Genomic DNA, 21,376 nt, shown 5'->3' with positions numbered 1-21,376 from the left:
TTGATGGTCTGTAGAGTGACTGGCGTCGGGATGGTGGCTATAGATGAACATCTATACATTTGATTTTGACGAGATAGAAGACCAGGGGGATTTCTACCGTGAGTTTACGCGCGCGTTCGGTCTCGCCCGGGAAAAGGTGGTTGATTTAGATTCTCTGTGGGAGGTGGTTATCGGGGACGTTTTACCGCTGCCGCTGGAGATTGAATTTGTTCATTTGCCGGACAAGCTACGCAGGCGATACGGCGCGCTGATTTTACTGTTCGATGAAGCGGAAGAAGAGCTGGAAGGACAGCTGCGCTTTAACGTTCGTCACTCAATGTAAGGCATAAAAAAGCCCCCGGCAGGCGGGGGCAAGTCGTCGGACTAGACGACGAGGGTTTATTTGTAGAGTTCTGCAGTCGCGTGCCAGTGAGCGCCTTCACGGAGTTCGGTGACGCGATAGCTGCTGGCACCCGCTTTTTCAGCTTTAGCGGCGATAGCCTGACGCATGTCCATTGGTGAGCTACCGATCTGAGATACGGAGATGCTGCCCATGGATTGCAGGTTCTGTGCTTCTTGTGAGTTCACCTGAGTCACTGCGGCGCTTGCACCGAAAGAGAGAACAGAAAGAAGGCTTAAGGTTGCAATAGTTGTTTTGATTTTCATGATATTTACCTCGTCGAATTCTTTTATTGGGGTCTGCATTTCGTGACCCTCATCACAAAATCAAGTATACACTAATCACTCGATAAATTAATACCACGCTAATTGTTTCCATGCGGATTAAGTGTTAAGAAAAATATTTTTTATAACCAAACAGAATTAAAAATAGGGTTTTAAACATCGGTTTTATAATAAATTCAATTAAATCATTGAGATATGAATTTTTGCAAAATGTGCGTTTTTAACTCTTCATATTCGCTATGTGAATGACTTTTGACGGTTAAACGCACCATTTGTTAAATCAATGACAGTGGATAATAGAGGGAGGAGGGTGGATACAGAGGTTTTTCCCCGCCGCGAGGCGACGGGGAGGAAGTATTACAGCTCTTGTTCAAACAGTTCCAGAATGGCTTCGTACAAATCTTTTACCGTAAAACCCTTAGCTGGGGTGGTGAAGATGGTATCGTCACCGGCAATTGTACCCAGAATACCTTCCGCTTTACCTAATGAGTCCAGCAGACGTGCAATCAACTGAGCAGCGCCAGGGCTGGTATGAATAACCACAACTGCATCGTTGTAATCGATATCCAATACCAGATTTTTCAGTGGACTGGATGTTGTAGGTACCCCTAACTCTGCCGGCAGGCAGTACACCATTTCCATTTTCGCATTGCGGGTACGCACGGCGCCGAACTTGGTCAGCATGCGAGAAACCTTGGACTGATTGATATTATCAAAGCCCTGATCCTGCAACGCGAGGACGATTTCGCCCTGAGAGCTGAACTTTTCTTCTTTAAGCAGCGCTTTAAACGCCTTTACTAATTCTTCTTGTTTTGCCGAGCTTCGCATAAGTCACCCGTAATATGGCGGTAGAAACAACATTATTGTGCATACAGATGAATTTTTATGCAAACAGTCTGCCTTGTTCAAGGCTGAAATAATGTTATGAAAGAGCGGAATTTTATCAAATTTCGTTATCAAGAAACATGCCTGTGTCACGGCTCGCAAATAAGGTTAAAAGTAAATTAAATGTTATCAAATTGATGTTGTTTTGAGAGGTGGGTAGGGTATATTGTCAGCACCTGTTGGAAAGTTGCTCTACTGTGCGGGTGGTTTTGAATTACGTAACTTAGGTTTTATTTTACGTAAGTTAAATGCATAAAAGCCAAATTTGCGTGACTACGCATTCTTGACGCGTGGTTGTTGTATTCGTTGGATTTGTGAATTAAGGTCGCCGCCGCGGAGCAATAGACACTTTGCTTATCAATATAATAAGGAGTTTAGGATGAAAGTTGCAGTCCTCGGCGCTGCTGGTGGTATCGGTCAGGCGCTAGCATTACTGTTAAAAACCCAACTGCCTTCAGGTTCAGAACTCTCCCTGTACGACATCGCTCCAGTAACGCCTGGCGTGGCCGTTGATTTGAGCCATATCCCTACTGCTGTGAAAATCAAAGGCTTCAGCGGCGAAGACGCTACCCCTGCACTGGAAGGTGCTGATGTGGTACTGATCTCTGCGGGTGTCGCACGTAAACCGGGTATGGATCGTTCCGACCTGTTCAACGTTAACGCCGGTATCGTGAAGAACCTGGTGCAGCAGGTTGCTAAAACCTGCCCGAAAGCATGTATCGGTATCATCACCAACCCGGTGAACACGACCGTTGCTATCGCTGCAGAAGTGCTGAAAAAAGCAGGCGTATACGATAAGAACAAACTGTTTGGCGTGACCACGCTGGACATCATCCGCTCCAACACCTTTGTTGCGGAACTGAAAGGCAAGCAGCCTGGTGACGTTGAAGTCCCGGTTATTGGCGGCCACTCTGGCGTGACCATTCTCCCGCTGCTGTCACAAATCCCTGGCGTGAGCTTCACTGAGCAAGAAGCGGCTGACCTGACCAAACGTATCCAGAATGCGGGTACTGAAGTTGTGGAAGCTAAAGCCGGTGGCGGATCTGCAACCCTGTCTATGGGTCAGGCTGCAGCACGTTTCGGCCTGTCACTGGTTCGCGCGCTGAGCGGCGAAAAAGGCGTGGTTGAATGTGCTTACGTTGAAGGCGACGGCCAGTATGCTCGCTTCTTCTCTCAGCCGCTGCTGTTGGGTAAAAACGGCGTAGAAGAACGCCAGTCTATCGGCAAGCTGAGCGCATTTGAGCAGAGCTCGCTGGAAGGTATGCTGGATACGCTGAAGAAAGATATCACCCTGGGTGAAGAGTTCGTTAAATAACGCCTTTATGTAGGCCGGATGGCGGTGTTTAACGCTTTATCCGTCCTACAAATATCGCGAATTTGACGCATAAAAAAACCGGAGCTATCTCCGGTTTTTTTACATCATTTCGTTTGTGATTTAGTTTGTAGCCGGGTATTCCTGAATCGTTACCTGCAGCGTCAACTGCTTGTCATCACGCATCACGACAACAGAGATAACCGAACCAGGGCGAATCTCTGCCACCTGGTCCATGGTCTCCAGCGCAGATACTGCCGGTTTGTTATTGACCGAAATAATCAGATCGTTAACCTGAATTCCTGCCTGCGCAGCCGGACCGTCTGGGGCCACTTCGTTAACTACAATCCCCTGAATTTGATCCATCCCGCCGCCCTGGGCGTGCAGTGGCGCAATTTCGCGACCGCTGATGCCGATGTAGCCACGAATCACGCGCCCGTCACGAATCAGCTTATCCATGATTTTGGTTGCCAACTGAAACGGAATAGCAAAGCCGATCCCTTCCGGGGTTTCGCCATCGTTGCTCTTATCAAATGACAGCGTGTTAATACCCATTAACTCGCCCAACGAGTTGACCAACGCGCCGCCGGAGTTGCCGTGGTTGATGGAGGCATCTGTTTGCAGGAAGTTTTGCCGTCCAGTCGGGTTCAGGCCAATACGACCGGTGGCGCTGATAATCCCCTGAGTGATGGTTTGCCCAAGGTTGTAAGGGTTACCAATGGCGAGGACGACATCGCCGATGTGCGGCACGCGTTTGTTATTAATTGGAATTGTCGGCAGTCCGCCAGTCGCGTTGATTTTCAGCACCGCAAGATCGGTTAACGTATCAGAACCCACTAGCAGCGCTTCGAATACACGCCCATCCTGCAACGCGACGATGATTTGGTCGGCATCATTAATGACGTGCTTATTGGTAATGATATAGCCGCGCTGATCCATGATAACGCCTGAGCCGAGTGTGCGGATCTCAAGCTGGTTATGCGCTGTGCTGTTCATACTACGGTTATAAACGTTAACGACGGCAGGCGCTGCACGGCGAACCGCCGGGTTATAGCTGGCGGGCGTTTCATCTGCACTGTCGAACTGTGGCGCGGTAAGCGTATTTATTTTTCGCAGAGAGGGCATCGCGGCCAGCAGAATAGCGCCGACGATTAAACCAATCGCGACCGAACGTAAAAGCTTCACAAACATGATGGCGGCGTCATTAATAAAGGGAACGGCAGCAGCATATCACGAGTTTACCGGACATCACACGGGGGGCTGATGTCCGGTTGCATGCGTTAACGCAGGAGCAGGTAAATACTCTCGTTACCACGCACTACCTGCAGAGCAATGATCGACGGTTTCGTTTCCAGCACTTTACGCATTTCGGCGATCGAGTTTACACGATCGCGGTTAACGCCAATGATAACGTCATCTTTATGCAGACCGGCCTGCGCGGCTGGGCTGCTTTTTTCAACGTTATCAATTTTGATGCCTTTGGTGCCGTCTTTAAGCTGACCGTCACTGAGCGTAGCCCCTTGCAACGCAGGAGCAATCATCTCCGCGCTGGCGGACGATGATGTACTGGTATCCAGGGTTACTTCAACCTCCAGCGGTTTACCGTTACGCAGCAGGCCCAGTTTGACTTTGGTCCCTGGTTCGGTTGTCGCTATGCGTGAACGCAGTTCGGCGAAGCTGTTGAGCGGTTTGCCGTTGAGGCTGGTAATGACGTCACCAGACTTCACACCTGCTTTTGCGGAGCCAGAGTTAGGCAGAACCTCGCTGACAAACGCGCCGCGCTGCACGTCCAGTTTGAACGCTTTGGCGATATCGGCGGTCATTTCGGTGCCTTTAATTCCCAGCAGACCACGTTTGATTTCACCAAACTGCATCAGTTGCTGCGCCAGCGTGCGTGCCATATTGCTCGGGATCGCAAAACCAATACCGATGCTACCGCCGCCGGGGGCCAGAATCGCGGTGTTAATGCCAATCAGCTCACCATTGAGGTTTAGCAACGCGCCGCCGGAGTTACCCCGGTTGATGGAGGCATCGGTCTGAATAAAGTTTTCCAGACCTTCCAGGTTCAACCCGCTGCGACCCAAAGCTGATACGATGCCGGAGGTGGCCGTTTGCCCCAAACCAAACGGGTTACCCACGGCCACCGCAAAATCACCGACGCGGAGTTTGTCGGAGTCGGCAATGGCAATTTGCGTCAGGTTGCTGGGGTGTTGAATTTGCAGCAGAGCGATATCGCTCTGGTCGTCGCTGCCGATAAGCTTAGCGTCGAACTCACGGCCATCGTTAAGCTGGACGCTGATTTTTTGCGCCTGGTTGATGACGTGATTATTGGTCAGGACGTAGCCTTTGGCGGCATCAATGATGACCCCGGAACCCAGCCCTTCAAAAGGTTGTGCAGGTTGATCGGGAAGTTCATCACCAAAAAACTTTTTGAACTCTTCCGGGACTTTCTGCCCCTGAGCGGCGGTGCCTTCGACCCTTACGCTCACCACGGCAGGTAACACTTTCTCCAGCATCGGGGCGAGGCTGGGGAGCGCAGCCTGACCGGGAACCTGGCCGGGAATCGACGCTACGGCTGGGAATGGCGCCGAGAGAGTTAACCCGACACTTAACGCTAATGCACTCAACAGCTGGGTTTGTTTTTTCATGGATCCTGCTCTCGTACCTTGAGTAAACGGAAGATGATTCAAAACAGTTTGATGTTATTGAATTTTCGGTTTGGTCACAATGAGGCTAACGACTAAATAATAGCTGGGACAGGAAGAGAAGCGGAGGGCGCAATTGCTGCGCCCAATAAATTTCTTAACGATGTGCAGTTAGTCGCGCTTTGCGCCACTACGCAGCAGGCCAGATGCGCCTTCAGAATAGTCACGCGGCATCTGAACCGGCGCCTGATCGTTACCCGCTTCGGATTCTGCCAGACGATTACGGAACGGATTATTTTCCGGTGACATACCCGGCAGCAGGTTGCTGGAGCTTTTCGCCATATGCTGGTAGATCTGACGATAATCGTCCGCCATGTTATCCAGCAGTTCAGCGCTGCGGGCAAAGTGGCTCACCAGCTCTTCGCGGTACTCTTCCAGCTCAGCTTTATTTTTTTCCAGTTCGTACTGCAATGCCTGCTGTTGGCGTAATTTACGATTACCAAAACGCATGGCTACAGCACCAATAATGATACCGACGACTAACCCAATTAGCGCATATTCCCAGGTCATGAACATCTCCCGTTGTCTTGTGTTTCCGTAGGGTGTTGGCTTTAGGCTCCATGCCTGCGCCTGATTATGCCACTATAACCGCTAATTCCGTAGAAGTGGAATCCCGTGTTTATATCACGTAATGTAGAACGGCCTTTTTTTCGTCAACCGTGAGCGACGGCACATCGATTCTCAAGGAATAACAATAACATCATGCAAAGCCTTTCCCCGACATCGCGTTACCAGCAAGCCCTCAAAGACGGCAGTCATCAGCCCGACAACGTACAACAAGAAGCAGTGAATCGACTGGAAACAATTTTCCAGGCGCTTTCGACGCCAGCACGTCCTGCGCCGCAGGAGAGCGGACTGATGGCGCGTTTTGGCAAATTGCTGGGAAAGCGTGAGTCACCGACCAACGCGCCAGTGCGTGGTCTGTATATGTGGGGCGGAGTCGGGCGAGGAAAAACGTGGCTGATGGATCTGTTCTTCCATAGCCTGCCGGGCGGGCGTAAACAGCGTTTGCACTTTCACCGTTTTATGCTGCGTGTCCATGAAGAGCTTACGGCCCTGCAGGGGCAGAGTGATCCGCTGGAAATCATTGCCGACCGCTTTAAGGCTGAAACGGACGTGCTGTGCTTTGACGAATTTTTTGTTTCTGACATCACCGACGCCATGCTGCTCGGCGGTCTGATGAAGGCGCTGTTTGCCCGTGGTATTACGCTGGTGGCAACCTCCAATATTCCGCCTGATGAGCTGTATCGCAACGGTTTGCAACGTACGCGTTTTCTTCCTGCCATTGATGCCATCAAACAGCATTGTGACATCATGAATGTCGATGCTGGCGTCGATTATCGTCTGCGCACCTTAACGCAGGCGCATTTGTGGTTGTCGCCACTGAATGAGGAAACCCGCCAGCAGATGGACAAGCTCTGGCTGGCATTAGCGGGAACGAAAAGTGAACATGCGCCGACGCTGGAGATCAATCATCGTCCAATGCAGACGCTGGCCGTCGAAAACCAAACGCTGGCGGTGTCGTTCACCACGCTCTGTGTCGATGCGCGTAGTCAGCATGACTACATTGCGCTATCGCGTCTGTTTCATACGGTGCTGTTGTCTGATGTGCCGGTCATGACGACGCTGCTGGAGAGCGAAGCGCGGCGTTTTATCGCACTGGTGGATGAGTTCTACGAACGCCACGTTAAGCTGGTGGTCAGTGCGGCCTCACCACTTTATGAAATTTATCAGGGCGAGCGTCTGAAGTTTGAATTTCAGCGTTGTTTGTCGCGTTTGCAGGAGATGCAAAGCGAAGAGTATCTGAAGCGGGAACATTTAGCCGGTTAAACCTGCTGCAAATCACATAAAGGGGTCGATCTTTGACCCTGACTTCTCTATAATCTTGCGACCCCACGTTACGAGAGAGTTTTTTTCCCAAAACTTTCTATGCGCCGGCATAGGCTATTCGAAGGGGTAGGTTTGCTGGACAATGTCGTGTGAACCTCAACTGACAAAACGTTTGGGTGTTCACCAACGTGTAACTTATTTATTTGGGTAAGCTTTTAATGAAAACTTTTACAGCTAAACCAGAAACCGTAAAACGCGACTGGTATGTTGTTGACGCGACCGGTAAAACTCTGGGCCGTCTGGCTTCCGAACTGGCTCTGCGCCTGCGCGGTAAGCACAAAGCGGAATATACTCCGCACGTAGATACCGGTGATTACATCATCGTTCTGAACGCTGACAAAGTTGCTGTAACTGGCAACAAGCGTACTGACAAAGTGTACTATCACCACACCGGTCACATCGGCGGTATCAAACAAGCGACCTTTGAAGAGATGATTGCTCGCCGTCCTGAGCGTGTGCTTGAAATCGCGGTTAAAGGCATGCTGCCAAAAGGCCCGCTGGGTCGTGCTATGTTCCGTAAACTGAAAGTTTACGCTGGCAACGAGCACAACCACGCGGCACAGCAACCGCAAGTTCTTGACATCTAATCGGGATTATAGGCAATGGCTGAAAATCAATACTACGGCACTGGTCGCCGCAAAAGTTCCGCAGCTCGCGTTTTCATCAAACCGGGCAGTGGTAAAATCGTAATCAACCAACGTTCTCTGGAACAGTACTTCGGTCGTGAAACTGCCCGCATGGTAGTTCGTCAGCCGCTGGAACTGGTCGACATGGTTGAGAAACTGGATCTGTACATCACTGTTAAAGGTGGTGGTATCTCTGGTCAGGCTGGTGCGATCCGTCACGGTATCACCCGCGCTCTGATGGAGTACGACGAATCCCTGCGTGGCGAACTGCGTAAAGCTGGCTTCGTTACCCGTGATGCTCGTCAGGTTGAACGTAAGAAAGTCGGTCTGCGTAAAGCACGTCGTCGTCCTCAGTTCTCCAAACGTTAATTGTACTCTGCTTCGGCAGACGACAATTTGCGAAAAAACCCGCTTCGGCGGGTTTTTTTATCGTTACTGCTCTCCGTATAACCACGGTAATCCGCTGATTGCCACCTCTTTTTCCCCATTTCAAGAATCGACTCACCACAAAGGTCACAAAATCTGGTAAACTATCATCCAATTTTCTGCCCAAATGTCCGGTATCGTTCATTTTTTGTTTGTATTTTGAACAGTAATGGCTTTCCCGAATATGGGTGACATCACTTCTGGCTGGCCACTTAGTGGCTGGTAGCAGTAAAAATTCTGAATATACCTGGAGGTTTTCATGGCTGTCGCTGCCAACAAACGTTCGGTAATGACGCTGTTTTCTGGTCCTACTGACATCTATAGCCATCAGGTCCGCATTGTGCTGGCTGAGAAAGGTGTTAGTTTCGAGATTGAGCATGTGGAGAAGGACAATCCACCGCAGGATCTGATCGACCTCAACCCGAATCAGAGCGTACCGACACTGGTGGATCGTGAGCTGACCCTGTGGGAATCTCGCATCATTATGGAATACCTGGATGAGCGCTTCCCGCATCCGCCGCTGATGCCGGTTTACCCGGTTGCGCGTGGTGAAAGCCGCCTGTACATGCAGCGTATTGAAAAAGACTGGTACACGCTGATGAACGTCATCGTGAACGGTTCTGCTTCTGAAGCCGAAGTCGCGCGTAAGCGTCTGCGCGAAGAACTGCTGGCAATTGCACCAGTATTTGGCCAGAAACCTTACTTCCTGAGCGATGAGTTCAGCCTGGTAGACTGCTACCTGGCGCCGCTGCTGTGGCGTTTACCGCAGCTGGGCATTGAATTCAACGGTGCAGGTTCGAAAGAACTGAAAGGGTACATGACTCGCGTCTTTGAACGTGATTCTTTCCTGGCTTCTCTGACTGAGCCTGAACGTGAAATGCGTCTGGGCCGGGGTTAACCTGTATGGATTTGCCACAGCTAACACCACGCCGTCCGTATCTGCTGCGCGCATTCTATGAGTGGTTGTTAGACAACCAGCTTACGCCGCACCTGGTGGTGGATGTGACGCTTCAGGACGTGCAGGTTCCTATGGAATATGCGCGTGATGGGCAAATTGTTCTGAATATCGCACCGCGTGCGGTGGGTAACCTGGAACTGGCTAACGATGAAGTGCGCTTTAACGCGCGCTTCGGTGGTGTGCCGCGTCAGGTTTCTGTACCGCTGGCGGCAGTTCTGGCAATTTATGCTCGTGAAAATGGCGCCGGTACTATGTTCGAGCCGGAAGCCGCCTACGACGAAGATGTCGCCAGCTTAAATGATGACGACAACGACGCACCTGGTTTTGAGAGTGAAACGGTCATGTCGGTCATTGATGGCGATAAGCCTGACAATGGCGACGACAACGATCCGGATGACACTCCGCCGCCGCCTCGCGGTGGGCGTCCAGCGCTACGCGTAGTGAAATAAAAAAACAGGCCCTTTGGGGCCTGTTCTGTTTTCTGCCTTCGGGATCAGTAAAACAGCGTGATGGTGACTATCATATTGACCACAAATCCCACCGCCATCGGGATGGCCGTACGTTTTACCACCTCAAAGGGCGATACGCCCGCAATACCTGATGTCACCACAATGACCGCTGTAATGGGGGATACCGCCCGGGCCAGCGTAGTAGCAAAATGCATCGGCATAATCATCACTACCGCAGGAATATGTAGTCCGGCGGCAATATCTGGAATCAGGCTGGCAAAAGACATAAACGGCGCGTTACCTGACCCCATGACAATCGCACAGGCGGCAATGACCACGGCCATGATGATCATCACGCCGATACCGCCAAGGCCGGAATGCTCTGCACCTTTTATTACGGCGTCGACAGTCCCGATAGTCGTCAACCCTTTCGCAAAGATCTCACCGGCGACCACCAGCGTGACAACGTTGGCAAACTGGGTTCCCATGCCATCAAAGAAGGCCTGCACGTCATCCATCGTTTCGCGCAGATTATGTTTATGCAGGAACTCGACAAACATCGTCAGCGTCATGCTCATCAGCATGACCACCACCAGATTCAGCTCTGTTTTCATTAACCCCATATGTGCCAGGGCAAGCGAGCCCAACATCAGAAGCAGCGGCATGACGGGTAGAATGGCGTAATAGAGAGGTGGCACGTTTTCCAGCGTCTTTTGTTCAGCGAATCCGTTGCTTTCCGGGAATGCTTTTTTATCAAACTGCCGCTGAACGAAAAAATGTGCAATAGCGACGGCGACGATAACGCACGATGCGACGGGTAACTGATAGTGAAAGAAGTAGGTAGCGATTTTCATGCCCGCCACCTGCGCGGCAAAAATAGAGTTGGTTTCCAGAATGCCCCATTCAATTGACATTGAAGTGGCAATGACCGCCACCGCGGATAAACGGCTCACGCCAAGACTGACCAGCGTCGGGAACAGCGTCACCATCAGCAGCATGCCTAACCCGGAAGCGCTGGTGATGAACTGCGCCATGATCTGACCAATCACATAGGTGGCGGCAAGAACAACATAGGGTGAGCGGATTAGCTTAAGCGGGCGGCTTAACAGGCTAACCATCGCTCTGCTGGCCCCCATCCTGTCCATATAACGGGCATAACCACCTACCGCCATGATTGATAACCCTAGTCCGGCCGCCCGATTGGAAAGCATACGCAGAATTTCGTTGTAAATATCGACCAGTAGATAGCCGCTGCTCTTGTCGTTAGCGACCAGCGCACCGTAGCCTAGCCAGACGCCGCAGATCATCAGGAAGATCCCCGCGGCTGCCAGCACTACCTGCGGTTTGTAGTTTTTGAGGATCAGGTAACCCATCGTTAATAAAACGATGACAGAGATAATGATGCCGAACATTGTTTCACTCCATGCCAGAGAAGAAGATAAATCCGGTAATAACGCTGTTGTCCAAACGGATGTTATATTTTTTCGGGCGATTTTTATGGAGTGAATATCTTATTTTTAATTCGATGTTTAAATTATTTATCGTTATAAAATAGATGGTTATGATAATTTATCACGTTCATATTCATAAATTTCACGAAGCGAATATGATTGTTTTCAATTAAAGATAAGCTGAATGTTTTAGCGTAACAAAATATCCGGATGCGTTAGACCGCCAATAAGCCCGACAGTCTGATTGACCATCATTTCACCCTGCTTTCGATCCTGTGTTAGGATAAACCCGCTGTTATTTGTCACCACGACTTAGCTGAATGGGCCCTATGAACGCATTTGATTCGCAAGCTGAAGACTCTCCATCCACCATTGGCCGTAGCTTACGCAACCGCCCGCTGGCGCGTAAAAAGCTGTCTGAAATGGTTGAAGAAGAACTGGAGCAGATGATTCGTCGTCGGGAATTTGGCGAGGGCGAACAGTTACCGTCTGAGCGGGAGCTGATGGCCTTCTTTAACGTGGGCCGTCCTTCTGTACGAGAAGCGCTGGCAGCGTTAAAACGCAAAGGTCTGGTGCAAATCAACAATGGCGAGCGCGCCCGCGTTTCGCGTCCTTCAGCTGATACCATTATCAGCGAGCTGTCCGGTATGGCGAAAGATTTCCTCGCGCATCCCGGTGGTATTCCCCACTTCGAACAGCTGCGACTGTTCTTTGAATCCAGCCTGGTACGATACGCCGCAGAACATGCGACGGATGAGCAAATCGACAGACTGGCGAAAGCACTGGAGATCAACAGCCAGTCGCTCGATGACAATACGCTGTTCATTCGCTCGGACGTTGATTTTCACCGCATACTGGCGGAGATCCCGGGCAATCCCATCTTTATGGCTATCCATGTTGCGCTGTTAGACTGGCTGATTGCCGCCCGTCCGACCGTAGCCGACCAAGAGTTGTATGAGCACAATAACGTGAGTTATCAGCAGCATATCGCTATTGTCGACGCGATTCGTCAGCGCGACCCTGAGGAAGCTGACCGCGCACTGCAAGAACATCTCAACAGCGTTTCCGCTACCTGGCACGCCTTCAGCAAAAGTAAAAAATTGCGTAAGTAATCGCGATCCTGACGATCGTTTAGTGAGGCAGATCGCACTATAAGCGTTCTGTATTGTATTGCTGCTTATTTGATCTGGTATAACAGGTATAAAGGTATGTAGTCAGATAACACTAATCATCATCAGAGGTAGCTATGGCAAGAGATTTAAAAGGCGTAATGCCAGCGTTGTTAACCCCATTCGATAGCCAACAGCGACTGGACATTGAGAGCCTGCGCCGCCTGGTGCGTTTCAACATTGGGCAAGGGATCGACGGGCTCTATGTCGGTGGGTCTACGGGTGAGGCATTTGTCCAAAACCGCGCTGAGAGAGAGCAGGTACTGGAAATTGTTGCCGAAGAAGCGAAAGGCAAGGTGACGCTGATCGCTCACGTTGGCACAGTGAGTACCGAAGAGAGCCAACAGCTGGCGAGTGCCGCGCATCGCTACGGCTTTGATGCGGTTTCAGCCGTCACACCGTTTTACTATCCGTTCAGCTTTGAAGAGCACTGCGATCACTACCGTGCAATTATTGATTCCGCTGATGGCTTGCCGATGGTGGTCTATAACATCCCGGCGCTGAGCGGCGTAAAACTGACGCTGGATCAGATCAACACGCTGGTGACGTTGCCGGGCGTTGGCGCGCTGAAGCAAACCTCAGGCGATCTCTATCAGATGGAACAGATCCGCCGCGCTCACCCCGATCTGGTGCTTTATAACGGTTATGACGAGATCTTCGCTTCTGGTCTGCTGGCGGGCGCAGATGGCGGTATCGGTAGCACTTACAACATTATGGGATGGCGTTATCAGGGAATTGTGAAAGCGCTCAAAGAAGGCGACATCCAGACGGCGCAAAAGCTGCAAACCGAGTGCAATAAGGTTATCGATCTGCTCATTAAGGTTGGCGTGTTCCGCGGCCTGAAGACGGTATTGCACTATATGGACGTGGTTTCTGTTCCGCTGTGCCGTAAACCATTTGCCCCGGTAGATGAACAATATCTGCCGGAACTGAAAGCGCTGGCCCAGCAATTAATGCTGGAACGCGACTGATCGGACGCCGGATAGCACAATGCTTATCCGGCCTGCAAAAACAAGACTCGTAGGCCGGATAAGGCGAATCCGCCATCCGGCACCACAACGAAAATAAAGATCGTCGGGAGAGTAAAATGAGTACTTCTACCCAGAGCATCCCGTGGTATCGCCATCTCAATCGGGCACAATGGCGGGCATTTTCTGCCGCCTGGCTGGGATATTTGCTTGATGGTTTTGATTTTGTATTAATCGCCCTTGTGCTGACGGAAGTACAAGGCGAATTCGGACTGACGACGGTGCAGGCGGCCAGTCTGATCTCGGCCGCTTTTATCTCCCGCTGGTTTGGCGGGTTAATGCTGGGCGCGATGGGCGACCGTTATGGACGCCGCCTGGCGATGGTCACCAGTATCATTCTGTTCTCTGTGGGGACGCTGGCCTGCGGCTTCGCGCCGGGCTACACCACCATGTTTATCGCCCGCCTGGTTATCGGTATGGGGATGGCTGGTGAGTACGGCTCCAGCGCAACTTATGTTATTGAAAGCTGGCCCAGGCACCTGCGAAACAAAGCCAGCGGCTTCCTGATTTCCGGCTTCTCTGTAGGCGCAGTGATCGCCGCGCAGGTCTACAGCCTGGTGGTCCCGGTCTGGGGATGGCGCGCGCTGTTCTTCATCGGCATTTTGCCGATTATCTTCGCCCTCTGGCTGCGTAAAAATATTCCGGAAGCGGAAGACTGGAAAGAGAAACACGAAGGCAAAGCGCCGGTACGCACGATGGTGGACATTCTCTACCGGGGCGAACATCGGGTTATCAATATTGTGATGACTCTCGCCGCCGCAACCGCGCTGTGGTTCTGCTTTGCAGGCAACCTGCAAAATGCGGCTATCGTGGCGGTCCTTGGCCTGATATGCGCGTTTATCTTCATTAGTTTTATGGTGCAAAGCAGCGGGAAACGCTGGCCGACGGGCGTCATGCTGATGGTGGTTGTGCTGTTTGCCTTCCTTTACTCGTGGCCGATTCAGGCGCTGCTGCCAACCTATCTGAAAACCGAACTGCTGTATGACCCTTCCACTGTCGCCAGGGTGCTCTTCTTTAGCGGCTTTGGCGCGGCGGTCGGTTGTTGCGTCGGTGGTTTTCTTGGCGACTGGCTGGGCACGCGTAAGGCCTATGTCTGCAGTCTGCTGGCTTCGCAGTTGCTCATTATTCCAGTGTTTGCGATTGGCGGCTCAAACGTCTGGGTACTGGGTTTACTGCTGTTTTTCCAGCAAATGCTCGGTCAGGGGATCTCCGGGATCTTACCAAAACTGATTGGCGGCTATTTCGATACCGACCAGCGTGCGGCGGGTCTGGGCTTCACCTACAACGTGGGTGCACTGGGCGGGGCGCTGGCACCGATCATCGGTGCGCTGATTGCCCAACGACTGGATCTGGGCACCGCGTTGGGATCGCTCTCTTTCGGCCTGACATTTGTGGTGATCCTGCTGATTGGTCTCGATATGCCGTCTCGCGTACAGCGCTGGCTGCGGCCTGAAGCATTGCGTACGCATGATGCCATTGATGGCAAACCGTTTAGCGGGGCCGTGCCGTTCGGCGGCGACAAAAGCACCATGGTGAAATCCAAAAGTTAATCCGTTTGCCCGGTCCTGCGCCGGGCAATAGTCATAAGGGAATAAGCATGTCGTTACTTGAACAACTGGATATCAAGATTGCCGCGAACGGCGGGCTGATTGTCTCCTGCCAGCCTGTTCCTGACAGCCCGTTAGATAAACCGGAAATTGTTGCGGCGATGGCGCTGGCCGCAGAACAGGCTGGCGCGGTGGCGTTACGCATTGAAGGGGTGGAAAACCTGAAAGCGACCAGGGCGGTAGTTTCGGTGCCGATTATCGGCATTCTCAAACGTGACCTTGATGACTCTCCGGTCCGCATCACCGCATATCTGGAGGATGTTGATGCGTTAGCGCAGGCAGGCGCTGACATCATCGCCATCGACGGTACCGATCGCGTACGTCCGGTACCTGTAGAAACCTTACTGGCACGTATTCATCATCACCAACGCCTTGCGATGGCTGACTGTTCGTCCATGGCGGATGGCATGGCCTGCCAGAAACTCGGTGCCGAAATCATTGGCACTACCCTTTCTGGTTATACCACGCCAGAAACGCCCGAAGAACCGGATCTGGCTCTGGTGAAGTCTTTAAGCGACGCGGGTTGTCGGGTGATTGCTGAAGGACGTTACAACACGCCAGCGCAGGCCGCTGAGGCGATGCGTCATGGCGCATGGGCGGTGACAGTCGGCTCAGCCATTACCCGGCTGGAGCACATTTGCCAGTGGTACAACACAGCGCTTAAAAAGGCGGTGCTATGACCACGCTGTCGATTGATATTGGCGGCACCAAACTGGCTGTCGCACTGGTAGACAGCAGCCTGCAAATCCAAGAGCGTCATGAATTGCCGACGCCCGCCAGCAAAACACCGGATGCTCTGCGTGCCGCGTTACAAGCACTGGTTGTGCCGCTACAGGGGCAGGCAACGCGGGTGGCGATCGCCTCAACGGGGATTATCCGCGACGGTTCTCTATTGGCGCTGAACCCGCACAACCTCGGCGGGCTGCTGCATTTTCCTCTGGTGCAAACGCTAGAAGATCTCACCGCTTTGCCGACGCTGGCAGTCAATGACGCGCAGGCCGCGGCGTGGGCTGAGTATCATGCGCTTGGCGGCGAGTACCGCGATATGGTGTTTATCACCGTCTCCACTGGTGTAGGCGGCGGGGTGGTAAGTGATGGGAAGCTGCTGACCGGGATTGGCGGTCTGGCCGGGCATCTGGGACATACGCTGGCTGATCCGCATGGGCCGGTGTGCGGTTGCGGGCGTGTGGGTTGTGTCGAGGCGATCGCTTCCGGTCGTGGGATCGCGGCGGCTGCCGAAGGCGCGCTTGCTGGATGCGACGCCAAAACCATTTTTAGCCGCGCCGGGCAGGGTGATGAGCAGGCCAGTCGGTTGATCCATCGTTCGGCACGTACTTTGGCAAGGCTTGTCGCCGATGTGAAGGCCACGATCGATTGCCAGATTGTGGTGATTGGCGGCAGCGTGGGGCTGGCAGAAGGGTATCTGGCGCTGGTGGAAAACTATCTGGCACAAGAGCCTTCGGCTTACCACGTAGAATTACGGGCGGCGCATTACCGTCATGACGCTGGATTACTGGGGGCCGCGCTGTTGGCCCAGGGAGATTGATTATGATGTCAGATGAGTTGCGTTCATTGCCTTCTGCCGGATTACATCCGGTTTTGCAGCAGGCGTTAACGCTGGCTGTTGCGGCGAATCCGCAGGAGAAAACGCCAGGGCGCTACGAGTTGCAGGGCGATAATATTTTTATGAATGTTATGCAATTTGCAACGCAGAGCCCGGAGCAAAAGAAAGCGGAACTGCACAGGGAGTACATTGATATTCAAGTACTGTTATCCGGTGAAGAACGCATTCTGTTCGGGATGGCTGATTCTGCTCGTCAGTGTGAAGAGATGCACGTTGAGGATGATTATCAGCTGTGTAGCCAGATTGCCGATGAGCAGGCGATGGTACTAAAGCCGGGAAGATTTGTGATTTTTATGCCGGGCGAGCCGCATAAGCCAGGCTGTGTAGTAAAGGCTCCGATGGACATCAAAAAGGTGGTGATCAAGGTGCGCGCCAGTTTATTACACACCTGACGATGAGAGTGACGGTGTCGGATGGCAAGGCTTGCGCCATCCGACACCGGATATTACAACCTAGCGCTTAAACGTTACCGCTTCCGGCTGCGTCAGATGCAGCGTCGTTTGGCTCGGCACAGTCTCGGCAATGATTCGCCCGTGACGAATGGAATAACGTGCAGGCGTCTGGCGACGAACCGCGTCAAACCCATTCTCTGCCGGTAAAATCACCAGGTTCGCGGAATTCCCCACGCTCAGACCGTAGTCCTGCAGGTGCAGGGTTTTCGCGCTGTGGGTGGTGATCAGATTCAGGCCATCGTTAATTTGTCCGTATCCCATCAGCTGACACACATGTAACCCCATGTGCAGTACCTGCAGCATATTCGCGGTGCCTAGCGGATACCACGGATCGAAGACGTCATCATGGCCGAAGCAGACGTTGATCTCTGCCTCCAGCATCTCTTTGACGCGTGTGACGCCGCGGCGTTTAGGATACGTGTCAAAGCGCCCTTGCAGGTGAATATTCACCAGTGGATTCGCGACAAAGTTAATGCCGGACATTTTCAACAGGCGGAAAAGACGGGAAGCATACGCGCCGTTATAGGAGTGCATTGCCGTAGTATGGCTGGCGGTCACGCGCTCGCCCATATTGTCGCGATGGGCCAGCGCCGCGACGGTTTCAACAAAGCGTGATTGCTCATCGTCAATTTCGTCACAGTGCACGTCGATAAGTCTGTCGTATTTTTGCGCGAGGGCGAAAATTTTGTGCAACGACTCCACGCCATATTCACGCGTAAATTCAAAGTGGGGGATAGCGCCAATGACGTCGGCCCCCAAACGCACGGCTTCCTCTAATAACGCTTCACCGTTGGGATAAGAAAGAATGCCCTCTTGCGGGAACGCGACAATCTGCAGCTCTACCCACGGAGCGACTTCTTGCTTCACCTCCAGCATGGCTTTCAGCGCCGTCAGCGTAGGGTCGGAAACGTCAACGTGAGTGCGGACATACTGGATGCCGTTGGCCATCTGCCACTTAAGAGTCTGCATGGCGCGCGCTTTGACGTCATCGTGAGTGAGCATTGCCTTACGTTCGGCCCAGCGCTCAATGCCTTCAAATAACGTACCAGACTGGTTCCAGCTCGGCTCCCCCGCGGTTTGCGTGGTATCCAGGTGGATATGTGGCTCTACGAACGGTGGGATTGCCAGGCCACCTTCGGCATCAAGCACTTCCCCCTGCGGCAACGTAGCTGCGTCCTGAGCCTCAATTCGGCTGAAGCGTCCGTTTTCAACCGTGAGCTGCCACAATCCTTCGCGTCCCTGTAAACGCGCCTGACGAATGGTGATGTTATTATTCTGCATGGCTGACCTCTGGTGATTTAGCAAGGCTGCGATTGAAAAGTGGGTTCAGCAGGATATAGCTGAATACGCCGCCGAGTACGGCGTTGACGGGCACGATACCGGGAATATAGTGACCGGCGGCAATGCCCAGTGCAACGGACAGGATAGCTATCCAGTTTACGGAAATAAATTGTGCTTTGCTGAAGTCGGCATATCGGCGATGGTTCAGCAGATAGTCGGCGATAATCACTCCACCAATTGGAGGAATCGCTGCCGACAAAAATGTCAGCCAACCGACAAAGTTATTGTAAAGCCACAGTGCGCACAGTGTGCCGATAATACCGTTAGCCACCGACAACGAACGGCTGGAAAGGCCGGTAATATTGGCAAATCCCAAACCTGAAGCGTAGAGCGCATTGTCGTTGGTGGTCCAGATATTCAGGCCGAGCACCACAATCGCGGGCAGCAGCAGGCCCTGAGCAATCATTACGTCAGAGATGTCCGCCTGTCCAACAGCGGCGGCACCCGCAGCGCCGAAGATAAACATCAACGAGTTGCCAAGGAAAAATGCCACCATGGCAATCAGTACCGCACCTTTGGCGTTGCGGCCAAAGCGGACAAAGTCGGCGGTTAACGTGCCTGCGCTGATAAATGAGCCGACCACCAGCGCCAGTGCGGTGGAGAAATTCAGCGGTGTCTGCGGCACTATCGCTTTTAAATGGTCTAAACCGCCAACATCGCTCACCGCCAGCCAGACGGAGTAGCTGCCAAGAACGACGATGGCAGGTACGGCGATGATAGATAAAACGGTCAGCGCCGAGATGCCAAAAAAGATAGTCAGGGTCATCAACAGACCGGAAACCGCAATCAGAATATTGACGTCAATCCCCGTCGCTTTGCCAACCGGGATAGCAAACATGGCCACACCAACGCCAAACCAGCCTACCTGTGTACCGCCTAAGAGCAGTGAGGGAAGCCATGAACCTTTCAAACCAAATGAGTAACGTGCCAGAAGGTGGGTTGAGAGCCCTGTTTTTGCGCCGATAAAACCGAGAAATGCAGTGTAAATACCGAGGAGAAGATTACCGAAGAGAACTGCCAGGAAGAAATCATTATAGGAAAGACCGGTACCGAGTGTGCCACCGGTCCACATACTGGCGGAAAAAAATGTGAGTCCCAACATGACAAACGTTAGTGGAATCACGCCCTTCCGCGCCGCCAGAGGGACGGGGCCCTGGCTATAATTGTTGTCCTGCGACACAACGCCTCCATGAATTTTGCCCAAAAAATCCGCCGCATAATATACAGTTCTCAGAATAAAGCAAACGTTTCCGTATCTTTTTTTAGTTCTCTTTCACGGTGTTGATAGAGGGGAGAGGAAGGGGTGTTGCGAGGAATCTGGCATCTCATCAGCGTTTGAAGATGAGATGCCAGAAGGCGCTTATTTACACTTCCAGGTAGTTCAGGATACCGTCTGCCGCTTTACGACCTTCGGCAATCGCGGTGACTACAAGATCCGAACCACGCACGATGTCGCCACCAGCGAAGATTTTTGGGTTGCTGGTCTGGAAGGCGTTATCGCTGCGTTCCGGAGCAATAATACGGCCCTGAGAATCCAGCTCGACGCTGTGCTCTTTCAGCCACTCCATGCTGTGCGGGCGGAAGCCAAACGCCAGTACCACCGCATCAGCCGGAACAACGTGCTCGGAACCGGCGACGATCTCCGCGCGGCGACGCCCCTTCGCATCCGGTTCACCCATTTCGGTGCGCGCCATTTTCACGCCGCACACTTTACCGTTGGCATTCACTTCTACGCCTAAAGGCTGGACGTTGAACTGGAACTCGACGCCTTCTTCACGCGCGTTTTTCACCTCGCGTTTGGAACCCGGCATGTTCTCTTCGTCGCGGCGATAGGCGCAGATTACGTGTGCCGCGTTCTGGCGAACCGAGGTCCGCACGCAGTCCATCGCGGTATCGCCACCGCCGAGAACAACGACGCGTTTGCCTTCCATGCTGATGTACGGCTCATCACTGCTTTCGCCAAATCCCATCAACTGTTTGGTATTGGCGATCAGGAACGGCAGGGCATCAAATACGCCGGGAGCGTCTTCGTTTTCCAGCCCACCGCGCATCGACTGATAGGTACCTACGCCAAGGAACACGGCATCGTAATCCTTCAGCAGATCGTTGAGCTGCACGTCGCGGCCCACTTCCACGTTTAGTTTGAACTCAATACCCATACCGGTGAAGATTTCACGGCGACGGGTCATGACCTCTTTCTCCAGCTTGAATGCCGGGATCCCGAAGGTCAGCAGACCGCCGATTTCCGGGTGGCGGTCAAATACCACCGCCTTCACGCCGTTGCGGGTCAGCACATCAGCACAGGCCAGGCCCGCCGGACCTGCACCGATGATCGCCACGCGCTTGTCCGTCTGGCGAACGCCAGTCATATCCGGACGCCAGCCCATCTCGAACGCTTTATCGTTGATATAGCGCTCTATGTTGCCGATAGTCACCGCACCGAACTCATCGTTTAGCGTGCAGGATCCTTCACAAAGACGATCCTGCGGGCACACTCGGCCACAGACTTCCGGCAGAGTGTTAGTCTGGTGCGACAGTTCTGCCGCTTCAAAAATACGTCCCTCATTCGCCAGCTTAAGCCAGTTCGGGATGTAGTTATGTACCGGGCACTTCCACTCGCAGTACGGGTTGCCGCAGGAAAGACAGCGATCTGCCTGTGCTTTGGCCTGGCCTTCGGAAAACGGCTCGTAGATCTCGATAAATTCGATCTTACGGATCTTCAGCGGTTTCTTCGGTGGATCAACGCGCTGCAGGTCGATAAATTGGTATACGTTCTGACTCATTGCTGCT

At 52.6% G+C, this 21,376-nt stretch carries 22 protein-coding genes; 13 read left to right on the top strand and 9 right to left on the bottom strand.

The window, feature by feature from the left end; all coding sequences use genetic code 11:
- Positions 1 to 43: 43 nt before the first annotated feature.
- On the top strand, positions 44 to 322 hold the full coding sequence (locus tag HV334_RS22075; protein WP_016154709.1) for a barnase inhibitor: 279 nt from the start codon (positions 44 to 46) through the stop codon (positions 320 to 322).
- Between the two features lie 56 nt (positions 323 to 378).
- On the opposite strand, the gene yhcN is transcribed toward HV334_RS22075, so the two are convergent.
- Together yhcN and argR are read right to left on the bottom strand one after the other, a co-directional pair.
- On the bottom strand, positions 379 to 645 hold the full coding sequence (yhcN, locus tag HV334_RS22070; protein WP_003025165.1) for a peroxide/acid stress response protein YhcN: 267 nt from the start codon (positions 643 to 645) through the stop codon (positions 379 to 381).
- Between the two features lie 375 nt (positions 646 to 1,020).
- Positions 1,021 to 1,491, bottom strand: coding sequence for a transcriptional regulator ArgR (argR, locus tag HV334_RS22065; RefSeq protein ID WP_003025162.1), 471 nt, complete (start codon positions 1,489 to 1,491; stop codon positions 1,021 to 1,023).
- Positions 1,492 to 1,927: 436 nt separating this feature from the next.
- On the opposite strand from argR, the gene mdh reads away from it, so the two are divergent.
- Complete coding sequence (gene mdh, locus HV334_RS22060) at positions 1,928 to 2,863, top strand: malate dehydrogenase (RefSeq protein WP_008785953.1); 936 nt, start codon at positions 1,928 to 1,930, stop codon at positions 2,861 to 2,863.
- 120 nt (positions 2,864 to 2,983) lie between these two features.
- Here the strand turns inward: mdh and degS are convergent, their stop codons facing one another.
- From degS to zapG, 3 genes are all read right to left on the bottom strand, one after another.
- Positions 2,984 to 4,051 carry an outer membrane-stress sensor serine endopeptidase DegS gene (gene degS, locus HV334_RS22055; protein WP_003025154.1) on the bottom strand — a complete coding sequence of 356 codons (1,068 nt, stop codon included), beginning with the start codon at positions 4,049 to 4,051 and terminating at the stop codon, positions 2,984 to 2,986.
- 89 nt (positions 4,052 to 4,140) lie between these two features.
- Positions 4,141 to 5,508: a serine endoprotease DegQ gene (gene degQ, locus HV334_RS22050; RefSeq protein WP_047413942.1), complete on the bottom strand. Its 1,368-nt coding sequence runs from the start codon at positions 5,506 to 5,508 to the stop codon at positions 4,141 to 4,143.
- Between the two features lie 168 nt (positions 5,509 to 5,676).
- The gene (gene zapG, locus HV334_RS22045) at positions 5,677 to 6,075 is read right to left on the bottom strand and encodes a Z-ring associated protein ZapG (protein ID WP_003025147.1); all 399 of its coding nucleotides are present in this window, start codon (positions 6,073 to 6,075) and stop codon (positions 5,677 to 5,679) included.
- 192 nt (positions 6,076 to 6,267) lie between these two features.
- Here zapG and zapE point away from each other — a divergent pair, with 192 nt between their 5' ends.
- From zapE to sspB, 5 genes are all read left to right on the top strand, one after another.
- Positions 6,268 to 7,395, top strand: coding sequence for a cell division protein ZapE (gene zapE, locus HV334_RS22040; RefSeq protein ID WP_181220905.1), 1,128 nt, complete (start codon positions 6,268 to 6,270; stop codon positions 7,393 to 7,395).
- Positions 7,396 to 7,613: 218 nt separating this feature from the next.
- Complete coding sequence (rplM, locus tag HV334_RS22035; protein WP_003025141.1) at positions 7,614 to 8,042, top strand: 50S ribosomal protein L13; 429 nt, start codon at positions 7,614 to 7,616, stop codon at positions 8,040 to 8,042.
- Positions 8,043 to 8,057: 15 nt separating this feature from the next.
- On the top strand, positions 8,058 to 8,450 hold the full coding sequence (gene rpsI / locus HV334_RS22030) for a 30S ribosomal protein S9 (protein WP_003025138.1): 393 nt from the start codon (positions 8,058 to 8,060) through the stop codon (positions 8,448 to 8,450).
- Between the two features lie 316 nt (positions 8,451 to 8,766).
- The gene (gene sspA / locus HV334_RS22025; RefSeq protein WP_003025132.1) at positions 8,767 to 9,405 is read left to right on the top strand and encodes a stringent starvation protein SspA; all 639 of its coding nucleotides are present in this window, start codon (positions 8,767 to 8,769) and stop codon (positions 9,403 to 9,405) included.
- A 5-nt stretch (positions 9,406 to 9,410) separates the two neighbouring features.
- Positions 9,411 to 9,914: a ClpXP protease specificity-enhancing factor gene (gene sspB, locus HV334_RS22020; RefSeq protein ID WP_016154706.1), complete on the top strand. Its 504-nt coding sequence runs from the start codon at positions 9,411 to 9,413 to the stop codon at positions 9,912 to 9,914.
- Between the two features lie 44 nt (positions 9,915 to 9,958).
- Here sspB and dcuC read toward each other — a convergent pair whose 3' ends face one another.
- Positions 9,959 to 11,326, bottom strand: a complete 1,368-nt coding sequence (dcuC, locus tag HV334_RS22015) for an anaerobic C4-dicarboxylate transporter DcuC (RefSeq protein ID WP_016154705.1) — start codon at positions 11,324 to 11,326, stop codon at positions 9,959 to 9,961.
- 359 nt (positions 11,327 to 11,685) lie between these two features.
- On the opposite strand from dcuC, the gene nanR reads away from it, so the two are divergent.
- From nanR to nanQ, 6 genes are all read left to right on the top strand, one after another.
- The gene (gene nanR / locus HV334_RS22010; protein ID WP_181220904.1) at positions 11,686 to 12,477 is read left to right on the top strand and encodes a transcriptional regulator NanR; all 792 of its coding nucleotides are present in this window, start codon (positions 11,686 to 11,688) and stop codon (positions 12,475 to 12,477) included.
- A gap of 134 nt (positions 12,478 to 12,611) precedes the next feature.
- Positions 12,612 to 13,505, top strand: a complete 894-nt coding sequence (gene nanA / locus HV334_RS22005; RefSeq protein ID WP_181220903.1) for an N-acetylneuraminate lyase — start codon at positions 12,612 to 12,614, stop codon at positions 13,503 to 13,505.
- 116 nt (positions 13,506 to 13,621) lie between these two features.
- Positions 13,622 to 15,112: a sialic acid transporter NanT gene (nanT, locus tag HV334_RS22000; RefSeq protein WP_016154702.1), complete on the top strand. Its 1,491-nt coding sequence runs from the start codon at positions 13,622 to 13,624 to the stop codon at positions 15,110 to 15,112.
- A gap of 47 nt (positions 15,113 to 15,159) precedes the next feature.
- Positions 15,160 to 15,849 (top strand): N-acetylmannosamine-6-phosphate 2-epimerase, encoded by a 690-nt coding sequence (locus tag HV334_RS21995; RefSeq protein ID WP_019077794.1) that lies wholly within the window; start codon positions 15,160 to 15,162, stop codon positions 15,847 to 15,849.
- Positions 15,846 to 16,715 (top strand): N-acetylmannosamine kinase, encoded by an 870-nt coding sequence (nanK, locus tag HV334_RS21990; protein ID WP_181220902.1) that lies wholly within the window; start codon positions 15,846 to 15,848, stop codon positions 16,713 to 16,715. The genes HV334_RS21995 and nanK overlap by 4 nt, the downstream gene beginning before the upstream one ends.
- Positions 16,716 to 16,717: 2 nt before the next feature.
- Positions 16,718 to 17,185: an N-acetylneuraminate anomerase gene (nanQ, locus tag HV334_RS21985; protein WP_181220901.1), complete on the top strand. Its 468-nt coding sequence runs from the start codon at positions 16,718 to 16,720 to the stop codon at positions 17,183 to 17,185.
- A 60-nt stretch (positions 17,186 to 17,245) separates the two neighbouring features.
- On the opposite strand, the gene HV334_RS21980 is transcribed toward nanQ, so the two are convergent.
- The 3 genes from HV334_RS21980 to HV334_RS21970 all read right to left on the bottom strand — a co-directional run bounded on the left by HV334_RS21980 (position 17,246) and on the right by HV334_RS21970 (position 21,369).
- Complete coding sequence (locus tag HV334_RS21980; RefSeq protein ID WP_016157577.1) at positions 17,246 to 18,526, bottom strand: cytosine deaminase; 1,281 nt, start codon at positions 18,524 to 18,526, stop codon at positions 17,246 to 17,248.
- Positions 18,516 to 19,766, bottom strand: coding sequence for a cytosine permease (codB, locus tag HV334_RS21975; protein ID WP_047358527.1), 1,251 nt, complete (start codon positions 19,764 to 19,766; stop codon positions 18,516 to 18,518). Before codB ends, HV334_RS21980 begins: the two co-directional genes overlap by 11 nt.
- A 184-nt stretch (positions 19,767 to 19,950) precedes the next feature.
- Positions 19,951 to 21,369 (bottom strand): glutamate synthase small subunit, encoded by a 1,419-nt coding sequence (locus tag HV334_RS21970; protein WP_046276017.1) that lies wholly within the window; start codon positions 21,367 to 21,369, stop codon positions 19,951 to 19,953.
- Between the last annotated feature and the right edge of the window lie 7 nt (positions 21,370 to 21,376).

It is taken from the genome of Citrobacter sp. RHBSTW-00944, assembly GCF_013615435.1.
In the GTDB taxonomy this organism is placed as follows: domain Bacteria; phylum Pseudomonadota; class Gammaproteobacteria; order Enterobacterales; family Enterobacteriaceae; genus Citrobacter; species Citrobacter braakii.
Note: the sequence above shows the minus strand (reverse complement) of the source record. Positions and strands in the feature narration are given on the sequence as shown.